Origin of the sequence: Pseudomonas sp. B1-22 (assembly GCF_050474425.1) — a bacterium.
Lineage (GTDB): Bacteria > Pseudomonadota > Gammaproteobacteria > Pseudomonadales > Pseudomonadaceae > Pseudomonas.
Genome location: NZ_JBCHVH010000004.1, coordinates 49,237 through 62,302 on the forward strand (window position 1 = coordinate 49,237; position 13,066 = coordinate 62,302).

The window sequence follows — 13,066 nt, forward strand, 5'->3', positions numbered from 1 at the left end:
GAAGCCAGGCTCTTGTAGGAGCGGACTCCGTCCGCGATGAACCCACGTGCCGTGCGGATCGCGGACGAAGTCCACTCCTACGACTCGGTGTCCAACAGGACACCGCAGCAAGATCAAGCCGCCGGATGCGCCTGGAGCAATGTCGCCGGCGTCAGCTCCGCGCCGCGCCACTGGAACGGCACCGGCCAGAGCTGCTGGTCGATCCGCGCCTCGGCCCACAGCTCGGCAAAGCTGCGCTGCACACCCGGATGCTTCAACTGCGGCGCCAGCAGCGACAGCGGCCAGAGCACGAAGGCATTCTTCAACACCTCGGCACGCGGCAGCGTCAGGCCGTCGAACTCGCCGTGCAGGTCGCCATACAGCAGCACGTCGATATCCAAGGGCAGCCCTTTGCGCTCCGGCGCATAGCGACCGTTGTCCGCCTCGATGTGCTTCAGGCGCAGGCTCAGCTCCGCCAGCGGCAGGTCGGTACGCGCCACGATCACGAAGTTGTAGAAAGGGCCGCTGCGAATCCCCACCGGCTCGCTCTCGAACACCGGCGAGCAGTGGATATCCTCGAGGAAGCCGTCCAGCGCCTCGAGTCCGGCGAGCAGATGGCGCTCGCGCTCGAAGTTGCTGCCCAGCCCCAGGTAGACCGTCGTCAGCGGCATCCGCGTTCGATCTCCACACCCACGCCGATGGCCGCCGCAACGGCGCCGGGCTTGGTGACCTTGAGGCGCAGCCACTGGATGCCGAACTCCGCCATCAGCAACTCGGCCAGGCGCTCGGCAAAGGTTTCCACCAGCTGGAAATGCGCATCACGGGCGAACCCCATCACGCGCTCGGAGAGCACGGCGTAGTCCAGGGCCTTGGCGATGTCGTCGTCGGCCGCCGCCGGGCGGTTGTCCCAGCCCAGCGTCAGGTCCAGGCGCAGGCACTGCCGGATACCCCGTTCCCAGTCGTAGACGCCGATCACGGTGTCCACTTCCAGCCCCTCGATGAAAACTCTGTCCACTGACTGCATGCTCCAAGGCGACACGACAAGCGGCCGGCGCCCCGTTAGAATCGGAAACGACCTCGTCTCCGGTGGAAACCATGTTCTGGTTCTTGGCGATCCTCGCCTACCTGCTCGGATCACTGTCCTTCGCGGTACTCCTCAGTCGCCTGTTCGGCACCGCCGACCCGCGCGCCAGCGGCTCGGGCAACCCCGGCGCCACCAACATGCTGCGCCTGGCCGGCAAGAAGATCGCCATCCTCACCCTGCTCGGCGACCTAGCCAAGGGGCTGCTTCCCGTACTCATCGCCCGCCTGATCGGCCTGACCGACATGCAGCAGGCCTGGGTCGGCCTGGCGGCGGTAATCGGCCACCTCTACCCGCTGTACTTCAATTTCCGTGGCGGCAAGGGCGTTGCCACCGCCGCCGGCATGCTGCTGGCGCTCTACCCGCCCGCCGCGCTCCTCGCTGCAGCGGCCTGGCTGGTCACCTTCAAGCTCTCACGCACCAGCTCGCTCGCATCCCTGGTCGCGACCCCGCTGACCCTGCCGCTGCTGGCCTGGCAGGAGCCGTCGGCGTTGCTGCCGATGACCGTGCTCACCGGCCTGATCGTCTGGCGTCACCGCAGCAACCTGCGCGATCTCATCGCCGGACGCGAACGTCACTTCTGATCCACCAGCTTCCTGTCCGGCAAACCGCGCTGCAAGCGAAAAAACGGCCCATGCCGCTCAGAGCATGTGCCGCGTCGTTTGCAGCGTCATTATTCAGATCGCCGGCAGCGACTCCATTGGCCAGCGCGCCTGCACGCCGATCGACGGTCCGTCCTTCTGCCCGGCCAGCAACCGCTGGCAGCCAGCATAGGCGATCATCGCGCCGTTATCGGTGCAGAAGCGCGGGCGGGCGTAGAACACCTGGCCCTTCATCTCGCCAAGCATCTTTTCCAGATGCTGGCGCAGCGCCTGGTTGGCACTGACACCACCGGCGATCACCAGGCTTTTCAGGTGCGTCTGCTTGAGCGCGCGGCGGCACTTGATGGTCAGGGTCTCCACCACCGCCGTCTGGAACGCCAGGGCGATATCGCGGCGGGTCTGCTCGCTGTCGTCACCGGCCTCGACGCAACGCTGCCAGGTATTCAGGGCGAAGGTCTTGAGGCCGCTGAAGCTGAAATCGAGGCCGGGACGGTCGGTCATCGGCCGAGGGAAGACAAAGCGACCAGCGGTGCCGCTCGCGGCCAGGCGTGCGATCTCCGGGCCACCGGGATAGGCAAGACCGAGCAGTTTGGCGGTCTTGTCGAAGGCCTCGCCGGCAGCGTCGTCCACGGATTCACCGAGGACCTGGTAACGGCCGATGCCATCCACGCGCACCAGTTGGGTATGGCCACCGGAGACCAACAAGGCGACGAACGGAAACTGCGGCGGCTGCTCTTCCAGCATCGGCGCCAGCAAGTGGCCTTCCATATGGTGCACGCCGACGGCCGGCACACCCCAGGCGAACGCCATGGCCTGGGCGCAGGATGCGCCGACCAGCAGCGCGCCCACCAGGCCGGGGCCGGCGGTGTAGGCGATGGCGTCGATGTTCTCGGCCGTGCAGCCGGACTCGTCCAGCACCTGGCGGATCAGCGGCAGCATGCGCTTGACGTGGTCACGGGAGGCCAGCTCGGGGACCACGCCGCCGTACAGGCGGTGCAGGTCGATCTGGCTGAACAGCGCGTCGGCCAGAAGGCCCTTTTCGCTGTCGTAAAGTGCGACGCCGGTCTCGTCGCAGGAGGTTTCCAACCCCAGCACTAGCATGGGTTCGAGCCTTTATTCTGGGCAAATTTGAAGCCGCGCATCATAATCGGCGGCTTGGCTTCGGACCAGCGCTTTTCGATCGGAGGCTTTGCATTCCTTCGCCCGAACGTTTAATATCCGCAACCCTTGAAAACCGCCGACTCCCGAACCAACTGTCAGGAGCGCGATAAACCCCCGGTAATCATTGAAGGTACGACCTGGATGCCCGCCGTCAAAGTTAAAGAGAACGAACCCTTCGACGTAGCCCTGCGTCGTTTCAAGCGCTCCTGCGAAAAAGCAGGCGTACTGGCCGAAGTCCGTAGCCGCGAGTTCTACGAAAAGCCGACCGCCGAGCGTAAGCGCAAGGCCGCTGCCGCTGTTAAGCGTCACGCCAAGAAAGTGCAGCGCGAGCAGCGCCGCCGCGAGCGCCTGTACTGAGTTACAGCGCTTCGTCGCACGCTTTCCGCATCGCCCGGCCCACTCGCCGGGCGAGTGCCTGAAACAAGGCACAAATACTCCGATTCGCGTTCGCGAACTTCGGAGTTTTTTGCTTTTCCAGCCCATGCTTATTTTGCAAGCCCACGACTAGCCGCCCGCGGCTATGCTTGGGTCCACCCTGCGTCCCGATGAGTCTATGGCCGGCCTGATTCCACAATCCTTCATCGATGACCTGCTCAACCGCACCGATATCCTCGATGTGGTGAGTTCGCGCATCCAGCTGAAGAAGACCGGCAAGAACTACAGCGCCTGCTGCCCGTTCCACAAGGAGAAGACCCCCTCCTTCACCGTCAGCCCCGACAAGCAGTTCTACTACTGCTTCGGCTGCGGCGCCGGCGGCAACGCGCTCGGCTTCATCATGGACCACGACCAGCTGGACTTCGTCCAGGCCGTCGAGGACCTGGCCAAGCGCGCTGGCATGGACGTGCCCCGCGAGGAAGGCCGGCGCGGCAACAAGCCCCGCCAACCGGTCGACTCGCCGCTCTACCCGCTGCTTTCCGCCGCTGCCGATTTCTACCGCCAGGCGCTGAAAAGCCACCCGGCGCGCAAGGCCGCGGTGGAATACCTCAAGGGCCGCGGCCTGACCGGCGAGATCGCCCGCGACTTCGGCCTGGGTTTCGCCCCGCCGGGCTGGGACAACCTGCTGAAGAACCTGGGCGGCGACAGTCTGCAGCTCAAGGCCATGCTCGACGCCGGCCTGCTGGTGGAAAACCCCGACAGCGGCAAGCGATACGACCGCTTCCGCGACCGGGTGATCTTCCCCATCCGCGACAGCCGCGGCCGGGTGATCGCCTTCGGCGGCCGGGTGCTGGGCGACGACAAGCCGAAATACCTGAACTCGCCGGAAACCCCGGTCTTCCATAAGGGACAGGAACTTTACGGCCTGTACGAGGCGCGGAAGAACAACCGGGATCTCGACGAGATCATGGTGGTCGAAGGCTACATGGACGTCATCGCCCTGGCGCAACAGGGCATCCGCAACGCGGTGGCCACCCTGGGCACCGCCACCAGCGAAGAACACATCAAGCGCCTGTTCCGCATCGTGCCGAATATCCTGTTCTGCTTCGACGGCGACCAGGCGGGTCGCAATGCTGCCTGGCGCGCACTGGAATCGGCGCTGAGCAACCTGCAGGACGGGCGCAAGGTGCGCTTCCTGTTCCTGCCCGAAGGTGAAGACCCGGACAGCCTGGTCCGCGCCGAAGGCCCGGACGCATTCCGCGCCCGCCTCGCCCACCAGGCGCAACCGCTGGCGGACTACTTCTTCCAGCAATTAACCCAGGAAGCCGATCCCAGCACACTGGAGGGCAAGGCGCACCTGGCGACCCTGGCCGGCCCGCTGCTGGAGAAGATCCCGGGCAACACCCTGCGCCTGCTGATGCGCCAGCGCCTGGGCGAGATCACCGGTCTGTCGAGCGACGCGCTCAATCAGATCAGCGCACCACGCTCCGGACATTCCGGTCATGCCGGCCATTCCGCCGCTGCGCCCTCGCACGGCCCGGATCAGCACGCCCACGAATACGCCGACTACGACATGGGCCAGTTCGCCGACCACGGCGACAGCCACTACCAGGATGCCTCGAACTATTTCGAAGCGCCGAAGGACTTCTCCGGCGGCCATGGCGGCGGCAAACCGGGCAAGAAGCCCTGGAAAGGCGATCGCAAATGGGACGGCAAGGGCCGCAAAGGCGACTTCACGCCGCGCCAGCCGCGCACCGAGATCAGCGTCGAATCGCCGACCCTGACCGCCCTGCGCACCCTGCTGCACCATCCGCAACTGGCGCAGAAGGTCGAGGATGCCAGCCATTTCGCCAACGAAGGCCAGACTTACTCGCAGCTGCTGGCAGCCCTGGTCGAAGCGCTGCAGAAGAACCCCAGCCAACGCTCGATGCACCTGATCGCGCGCTGGCACGGAACCCCGCAAGGACGCCTGCTGCAGGTCCTGGCGGAAAAGGAATGGTTGATCGGCCAGGACAATCTTGAAAAGCAGTTCTTCGACACCATTACTACACTTGCACACAATCAACTGCACAGCAGCCGCGAAGCGCGTCTGCGTAGCGTGTTGCAGAAGAGCCCCAGTGAACTGACCGACGATGAGAAAGCCCTGCTGCGAGAGCACATCAGCTCCCCCTCGTCACCAGGCGCCCAGAGCTGAACTGGCGCCTGAAGCCTCGAATCTGGTATAATCCTCGGCTTAATTTCAGCCCGCCAAGACCTTCAGTGGATAGGGTGTTATGTCCGGAAAAGCGCAACAGCAATCTCGTCTCAAAGAGTTGATCACCCGTGGTCGTGAGCAGGGCTACCTGACTTACGCAGAGGTCAACGACCACCTGCCGGAGGATATTTCCGATCCGGAACAGGTGGAAGACATCATCCGCATGATCAACGACATGGGGATCAACGTATTCGAGACAGCCCCGGATGCGGATGCCCTGTTGCTGGCGGAGACCGATACCGACGAAGCCGCCGCCGAAGAAGCCGCTGCCGCCCTGGCTGCGGTGGAAAGCGACGTCGGCCGCACCACCGACCCGGTGCGCATGTACATGCGTGAAATGGGTACCGTGGAACTGCTGACCCGCGAAGGCGAGATCGAAATCGCCAAGCGCATCGAGGAAGGCATCCGCGAAGTGATGAGCGCCATCGCCCAGTTCCCGGGCGCGGTGGACGGCATCCTCGAAGAATACAGCCGTGTGGTCGCCGAAGGCGGCCGCCTGTCCGACATCCTGAGCGGCTACATCGACCCCGATGACGGCAGCCTGCCGGCCGAGGAAGTCGAGCCCGTCGACCTCAAGGACGACAGCGCCGATGCCAAGGCCAAGGACGACGAAGAAGACGAAGAAGGCGACGGCGAAAGCTCCGACGACGACGAAGGCGATGGCGGTCCGGACCCGGAAGAAGCCGCCCGTCGTTTCGGCGCCGTTTCCGAGCAGCTGGACAAGGCCAAGAAGGCCCTGAAGAAGCACGGCCGCGGCAGCAAGCAGGCCAGCGAGGAACTGCTCGCCCTGGCCGAACTGTTCATGCCGATCAAGCTCGTGCCCAAGCAGTTCGACGTGCTGGTCGCCAAGGTCCGCGATTCGCTGGACAGCGTCCGCCGCCAGGAACGCGCCATCATGCAGCTGTGCGTGCGTGATGCCCGCATGCCGCGTGCCGACTTCCTGCGCCAGTTCCCCGGCCATGAAACCGACACCACCTGGGTCGACGCCGTACTCAAGGGCAAGCCCAAGTACGCCGAGGCCATCGAGCGCCTGCGTGACGACATCCTGCGCAACCAGCAGAAGCTGGTCGACCTGGAAGCCAGCTCGCAGCTGACCGTTGCCGAGATCAAGGACGTCAACCGCGCCATGTCCATCGGCGAGGCGAAAGCCCGCCGCGCCAAGAAGGAAATGGTCGAGGCGAACCTGCGCCTGGTGATCTCCATCGCCAAGAAGTACACCAACCGCGGCCTGCAGTTCCTCGACCTGATCCAGGAAGGCAACATCGGCCTGATGAAGGCGGTGGACAAGTTCGAATACCGTCGCGGCTACAAGTTCTCGACCTATGCCACCTGGTGGATTCGCCAGGCGATCACCCGTTCGATCGCCGACCAGGCCCGCACCATCCGTATTCCGGTGCACATGATCGAGACCATCAACAAGCTCAACCGTATCTCCCGCCAGATGCTGCAGGAGATGGGCCGCGAACCGACCCCGGAAGAGCTGGGCGAACGCATGGACATGCCGGAAGACAAGATCCGCAAGGTCCTGAAGATCGCCAAGGAACCGATCTCCATGGAAACGCCGATCGGTGACGACGAAGATTCGCACCTGGGCGACTTCATCGAGGACTCCACCATGCAGTCGCCGATCGAAGTGGCGACCAGCGAGAGCCTCAAGGAAGCTACCCGCGAAGTCCTCGCCGGCCTCACCGCTCGCGAAGCCAAGGTCCTGCGCATGCGCTTCGGCATCGACATGAATACCGACCACACCCTCGAGGAAGTCGGCAAGCAGTTCGATGTAACCCGTGAGCGTATCCGTCAGATCGAAGCCAAGGCGCTGCGCAAGCTGCGCCACCCGTCGCGAAGCGAGCACCTGCGCTCCTTCCTCGACGAGTGACGAAGAACCCCCGGCCGAAAACCGGGGGTTTTTCTTTGGGGCCTTCCACTGGGCAAAGTGCCACGTCTACACTCGGCGTAATCTCCCCCCAGCAATGAGGCCCTTCATGCCGCGTCTGCAGGCAGTTCTACTGTGGTGCCTCGTATTCTGGGCCGGACAGGCGCTCGCCCTGAGCCTCACCCCCGAGGAGCAGCACTGGCTGCACGAACATCCGAGCCTGCGCCTGGGCATCGATACGTCCTGGCCACCCTTCGAATTCCGCGACCACGACGGCCACTACCAGGGGCTCGCCGCCAGCTACGCCAACCTCATCAGCGAGCGCCTGAACGTCCAGCTGGAACCGGTGGAGCCGGCCAACTGGACCGAACTCCTGAAGTGGGCCCGTGACGGAAAGGTCAATATCCTTCCCGGCATCATGGCCACGCCGGAGCGCGTGGAATACCTGACCTTCACCCGCCCGTACCTTGATTTCCCGATCATCATCCTCGCGCGCAAGGACGGCCCGTCACCGCACAACCTCACGGACCTCTATGGCCTGAAGGTCGGCGTGGTCGCCCATTACGCGCCCTATGAACTATTGGCCAGCAACCACCCGGATATCAGCCTGCAACCCTTGCCCAGCATCGCCGCTGGCCTGCAAGCCCTGGCCACGGGACAGGTCGATGCCTTCGTCGGCGACCTCGCCTCCAGCGTCTGGAACCTGCGCCAGCTCAAGCTCGAAGGCGTGCAGATCAGCGGCGAAACGCCCTATCGCTACCAATTGGCGATGGCCGTCCCGAAAAACCAGGCCGTACTCGCCGGCATCATCGACAAGGTCGTCGCCGACCTCAGACCCGAAGACATCCAGGCCCTGCAGGAGCCGTGGGTCGGCGGCCTGCTCGACAAGCGGCCGATCTGGCGGGAAGTGCTCTCCATCGGCCTCCCCATCTTCCTGCTGATTGCCTTCACCGTCCTGGTGCTGATCACCATGAACCGCCGCCTGCGCGGGGAAATGCAGCGACGGGAAAAGCTCGAACTGGCCCTGCGCGACAGCGAGCAGCACTACCGTGGCCTGGTCGAGAGCCTGACGGCCATCGCCTGGGAAATGCGCCTGTCTGAAAACCGCTTCACCTACGTCTCCCCCCACGCCCAGCGCCTGCTCGGCTACCCGATCAAGGACTGGCTGGAGCCCGGTTTCTGGCAGCGCACCCTGTATCCGGACGACGCCGAGCAAGCCGTCAGCTATTGCATGAGCGAGAGCCAGGCGGGGCGCAACCACAGTTTCGACTACCGCATGCTCGCCGCCGATGGCCGCGTGGTTTGGATTCGCGACATCGTGACCCTGATCCAGCACGGTGACGACCTGATCCTGCGCGGCCTGATGATCGACATCACCGAAGCCAAGCAGACCGAACAGGCATTGCGTCTGTCCGAGCAGAAATTCGTCTCGGTGTTCCACCACTGCCCGGACATCATCGTCCTCGCCCGACGCGTCGACGGAACCCTGCTGGCCGTGAACCGCACCTTCGAACAGCAGATCGGCATCTCCGCCGGCGAAGCGCTGGGCAAGACCTCCACCGAACTGGGCATCTGGGGCGAACCCGGCATGGGGCCGGCGATGCTCGCCCGCCTGCAGGGAGAGAACCTCGACAACATCGAGATTCCCCTCAACCGCCGGGATGGCAGCCGCTTTACCGGCCTGCTCTCGGCGCAGCACATCGTCCTCGACGACACCCCGGCATTGGTCGTGGTGGTGCGCAATATCAGTCAGGTCAAGCAGACCCAGGAGCAGCTGCGCGTCTCCGAGGAGAAATTCGCCAAGGCCTTCCACGCCTCCCCCGACGGCATGCTCATCACCCGCATCAGCGACGGGCGGCTGGTGGAGGTCAACGAAGGTTTCACCCGCATCACCGGCTACGACCGCTCCGAAGTCGCTCAGAGCACGACCCTGAGCCTCGGCCTCTGGGCCAACCCCGCCGACCGCGACCGGCTGCTAAGGTTCGTCGACCAGGACGCCGGCGTGCAGGACTTCAGCGTGCAGATTCGCACCCACGACGGCAGCCTGCGCCTGTGCGAACTCTCCGCCCACCGCATCACCATTGGCAGCGACGACTGCCTGTTGACCATCGCCCGCGACATCACCGAACGCCAGCAGATGCAGGAAAAGCTGCAACTGGCCGCCACCGTGTTCGAAAGCACCGCCGAAGGCGTGATGATCACCGATGCCAGCCAGCGCATCATCGCCGTCAATCGCGCCTTCAGCGAAATCACTGGCTACAGCGAAGTGGAAGCGCTCGGCCGCTCACCGCGCCTGCTCGCCTCCGGCCAGCACGACAGCAGCTTCTACATCGCCCTCTGGCACCAGCTCAACGCCGAGGGCCACTGGCAGGGCGAAATCTGGAACCGCCGCAAGAACCACGAGCTGTACCCGGAGTGGCTGACCATCAGCGCGGTGCGCAACACCGACGGCGAAATCTCGCACTACGTCGGCGTATTCGCCGACATCTCCACCCTCAAGTACGCCCAGGCCAAGCTCGACTACCAGGCCCACCACGACCCGCTCACCGGCCTGCCCAACCGCCTGCTCTTCGAAAGCCGCCTGAACACCGCCCTCAAGGAAGCCCAGGAAGACCACCACCAGGGCGCCGTGCTCTTCCTAGACCTCGACCGCTTCAAACACATCAACGACAGCCTCGGCCATCCGGTCGGCGACCTGCTGCTGCAATCCATCGCCCATCGCCTGCGCGACCAGCTGCGCGACATCGACACCGTGGCCCGCCAGGGTGGCGACGAATTCATCATCCTGCTGCCCGGCCTGCACCAGGCGGTAGATGCCGATCACGTCGCGAAAAAACTGCTGCATTGCTTCGAGGCCGCCTTCATCGCCGGCGAGCAGGAGTTCTTCGTCAGCGCCAGCATCGGCATCTGCCTCTACCCCGGCGACGGCAGCGATGTCGCCACCCTGGTCAAGAACGCCGACGCCGCCATGTACCGCGCCAAGGCCCAGGGCAGGAATCGCGTCGAGTTCTACACCCGCGAACTCACCTTCCAGGCCACCGAACGCATGGCCCTGGAACACGAACTGCGCCGCGCCCTGGAAACCGACCAGCTGCAGCTCTACTACCAGCCGAAACTCGCCCTGGGCAGCGGGCTGCTCGTAGGCGCGGAAGCACTGATCCGCTGGAAACATCCGCAATTCGGCGCGATTTCGCCGGACCGCTTCATCCCGCTGGCGGAGGAAAACGGCCTGATCCTGCCGCTGGGCGACTGGGTGCTGCGCGAAGCCTGTCGACAGATGAGCCGCTGGCAGGACAGCCACGCGGCCTTCGGCCCGCTCTCGGTCAACCTCGCCGGCGCCCAGCTGCGCCAGACCCATCTGGTCGACCGCATCCGCGACCTGCTCGCCCGCTACCACCTGCAGCCCTCGCGCCTGCAGCTGGAGATCACCGAAAACTTCCTCATGCACCAGACCGAGGAAGCCCTCGACATCCTGCACAGCCTGAAAAACCTCGGCGTGCAGCTGGCCATCGACGACTTCGGCACCGGCTACTCGTCCCTGAGCTACCTCAAGCAGCTACCGCTGGACATCCTCAAGATCGACCAGTCCTTCGTCCACGGCCTGCCCGACGACCCGCACGACGCCGCCATCGCCCGCGCCATCATCGCCCTGGGCCGCAGCATGAACCTCACCGTCATCGCCGAAGGCGTGGAACACCAGGCCCAGGAGCGCTTCCTCGAAGCCGAAGGCTGCGACCAGATCCAGGGCTACGCCCTGAGCCCCCCGCTACCGGCCGACGCCTTTGCCAACCGATTCCTCACCCCGTTGAACTCGGTTGGCGCTACGGAAAACGCATCGGTATAATCCGCCGGCCTTCTGGGGGCCTATAGCTCAGTTGGTTAGAGCAGAGGACTCATAATCCTTTGGTCCACGGTTCAAGTCCGTGTGGGCCCACCACCCTTTCAGCACAAGCCGCGCATCAGCGCGGCTTTTGCGTTTCTGGCGCCCGAGGCTCTGCCCACCAGGACCTTGCTCACATGCCATTTAATGGCGTGCTATGGCGTCCATTACGCCGAGTAGACGTTCCCGACTATCAGCATTGCCGTCGTTTTGAGGAAGCTGGCTGCGATGATCTTGGCAGCCCGCGGTGCGTGCAGCTGCGGCTCGACTTGCAGTCACTGGCGGCCTCAATGGTGACTTGCAGCTGGGCATTCAGCCAACTTTCGAGACGCTGCCACATGGAATCGGTGAGATCGGCAATCCTCTCTCCGCGCCGGCCAACGCTCATGCGCAGACCAAAATGCTCTGGTAGAACGGGACCGGAGGCGCCGAATCGCCAGGCGTGATCGAACACGAGGACGTTCAGCCCGCCGGTGTCGCGATCATGGGCCTCAGGCCCGTGGACGGGATTGGGCTGCCAAGCGAGTAAGCCGTTGCCGATAGGCTTATAGAAGTTGTCCGGTACGACGGTACGTTCAGGCTTCTTCGAGGCGAAGCGACGGTCGTTCCAGTATTCGGTGAAGCTCAGTACCTCGGAGACGAGGCCGGCCCAGACGACGCTGTGGCCTGAACTGGGGTTCACCTTCGAACCTGCAAATGCGAGCACGAAATCGCCGACCTTCGCCTTCTTGCGGATGCGCGGCTTGCAGACAGCCAGCGTAACGGCCGGCGGATCGTAATTTGGCGCGGAGCCTGCGTCCGTGGCGATCACATACGTGTGAACCCGCATAGTCATGCCTCCTGCGCAAAGAGCTGATCGAGCCATGCGAGCGCATCGGCACGATTTGTGATGTCGGCAACGAATTCCTGGCCACGTGCGGCGGCCTTCAGAGTCCCGGACGACGACCAGCGCGGCAATGGATGATAGGTCAGGCCAATTCCACCGCGCGTTGGGTTCAACCAGTCAGGTACCGCCCAAATAGACGGACTCGGGGCATGACTCTCGGTCAGTCGGAAGCCCGTATTGAACAGGCCGAAGCCTGGGCGATGAGTTTTTCGACCGTCCAGCGTTAGGCGGTCGGCAGCAATATAAAGTGTGTTGTTTTCCGTCCAGCCGGCTCGGACGTGCGGGTGTTCTTCAAGCCAGGGATAGCGCTCAGCCGCGTGTGTTCCATCGACACCCAGAGAGAAGACCTCCCCGATTTGTAGCCAACCAAATACGCGATGCTCGCGTTGCCCTTCGTATGACCAGTGGCCGTGGATTTGCGCCACCGGCCGGAATAACCCCCAGAAGAGGAACAAATCGCCGACGCCGACACCCTGCCCGACAAGATGACTCTGAGCTGTAGCAAGCTGACCGAGCGCGCCGCGCCATCCAGGCAAACGCGGGCGCATGCTGGAATCAATATCTGGATCGAGGTGACATGGAGTTGTTCTCGTGTGACGGCCTCGGCTGAGCGCCTCGATGAGCGTCGGGATCGGCTCGGCGAGATCGCCGAAGGCAATAGGCGTCGGCATGCGTGTGGGGATGGGGAACGAGATTGGCCGCCCCTCCACTATCGGGCTAGGAACTCCTCCGGCGGAGGAGTCGAAACCTTTGCGGGAGAATATGAGTTTCATATGCCGATCCATATGGTGAGGTGCCGCTGACGTTGTGGCCCAACGTGATCAGTGATCACGGTAGCGATGGTAGTTACTCCCAAAACAGGCGCAGGCTGCGGCCCTGGCTCATACCTCCTCCCGAAGATCAATTTGGCCAGTGACAGCGGCGGTGATCAAGGCAGAGCGGCGCTCTTTGAGTAGGTCGATGCCGCGCTCGGTT

Annotated in this window: 10 protein-coding genes and 1 tRNA gene; 6 read left to right on the plus strand and 5 right to left on the minus strand. The window is 64.0% G+C overall.

Annotation, left to right across the window (positions count from 1 at the left end; all coding sequences use genetic code 11):
- Window positions 1-113: 113 nt before the first annotated feature.
- Together folK and folB are read right to left on the minus strand one after the other, a co-directional pair.
- The gene (folK, locus tag ACQ5BL_RS15815; RefSeq protein ID WP_243807872.1) at window positions 114-650 is read right to left on the minus strand and encodes a 2-amino-4-hydroxy-6-hydroxymethyldihydropteridine diphosphokinase; all 537 of its coding nucleotides are present in this window, start codon (window positions 648-650) and stop codon (window positions 114-116) included.
- On the minus strand, window positions 641-994 hold the full coding sequence (gene folB, locus ACQ5BL_RS15820) for a dihydroneopterin aldolase (RefSeq protein ID WP_243807874.1): 354 nt from the start codon (window positions 992-994) through the stop codon (window positions 641-643). Before folB ends, folK begins: the two co-directional genes overlap by 10 nt.
- An 80-nt stretch (window positions 995-1,074) precedes the next feature.
- Between folB and plsY the strand changes: the two genes are divergently transcribed.
- Window positions 1,075-1,644, plus strand: coding sequence for a glycerol-3-phosphate 1-O-acyltransferase PlsY (plsY, locus tag ACQ5BL_RS15825; RefSeq protein WP_243807875.1), 570 nt, complete (start codon window positions 1,075-1,077; stop codon window positions 1,642-1,644).
- Between the two features lie 93 nt (window positions 1,645-1,737).
- Here the strand turns inward: plsY and tsaD are convergent, their stop codons facing one another.
- Window positions 1,738-2,763: a tRNA (adenosine(37)-N6)-threonylcarbamoyltransferase complex transferase subunit TsaD gene (gene tsaD, locus ACQ5BL_RS15830; protein WP_243807876.1), complete on the minus strand. Its 1,026-nt coding sequence runs from the start codon at window positions 2,761-2,763 to the stop codon at window positions 1,738-1,740.
- A gap of 201 nt (window positions 2,764-2,964) precedes the next feature.
- On the opposite strand from tsaD, the gene rpsU reads away from it, so the two are divergent.
- From rpsU to ACQ5BL_RS15855, 5 genes are all read left to right on the plus strand, one after another.
- Window positions 2,965-3,180 (plus strand): 30S ribosomal protein S21, encoded by a 216-nt coding sequence (gene rpsU, locus ACQ5BL_RS15835; protein WP_003085057.1) that lies wholly within the window; start codon window positions 2,965-2,967, stop codon window positions 3,178-3,180.
- Between the two features lie 196 nt (window positions 3,181-3,376).
- Entirely contained in the window at window positions 3,377-5,392 is a 2,016-nt protein-coding gene (gene dnaG / locus ACQ5BL_RS15840) for a DNA primase (RefSeq protein WP_243807877.1), read from the plus strand.
- 79 nt (window positions 5,393-5,471) lie between these two features.
- The gene (gene rpoD, locus ACQ5BL_RS15845; RefSeq protein ID WP_207887564.1) at window positions 5,472-7,328 is read left to right on the plus strand and encodes an RNA polymerase sigma factor RpoD; all 1,857 of its coding nucleotides are present in this window, start codon (window positions 5,472-5,474) and stop codon (window positions 7,326-7,328) included.
- 106 nt (window positions 7,329-7,434) lie between these two features.
- Entirely contained in the window at window positions 7,435-11,169 is a 3,735-nt protein-coding gene (locus tag ACQ5BL_RS15850) for a bifunctional diguanylate cyclase/phosphodiesterase (protein ID WP_243807878.1), read from the plus strand.
- Window positions 11,170-11,185: 16 nt separating this feature from the next.
- Window positions 11,186-11,262: transfer RNA gene (locus ACQ5BL_RS15855), tRNA-Ile, on the plus strand.
- 136 nt (window positions 11,263-11,398) lie between these two features.
- Here the strand turns inward: ACQ5BL_RS15855 and ACQ5BL_RS15860 are convergent.
- A complete protein-coding gene (locus ACQ5BL_RS15860; RefSeq protein WP_243807879.1) occupies window positions 11,399-12,034 on the minus strand; it encodes a hypothetical protein in 636 nt (211 codons plus the stop codon).
- Between the two features lie 2 nt (window positions 12,035-12,036).
- A complete protein-coding gene (locus ACQ5BL_RS15865; protein ID WP_243807880.1) occupies window positions 12,037-12,864 on the minus strand; it encodes a hypothetical protein in 828 nt (275 codons plus the stop codon).
- Window positions 12,865-13,066 lie beyond the last annotated feature (202 nt).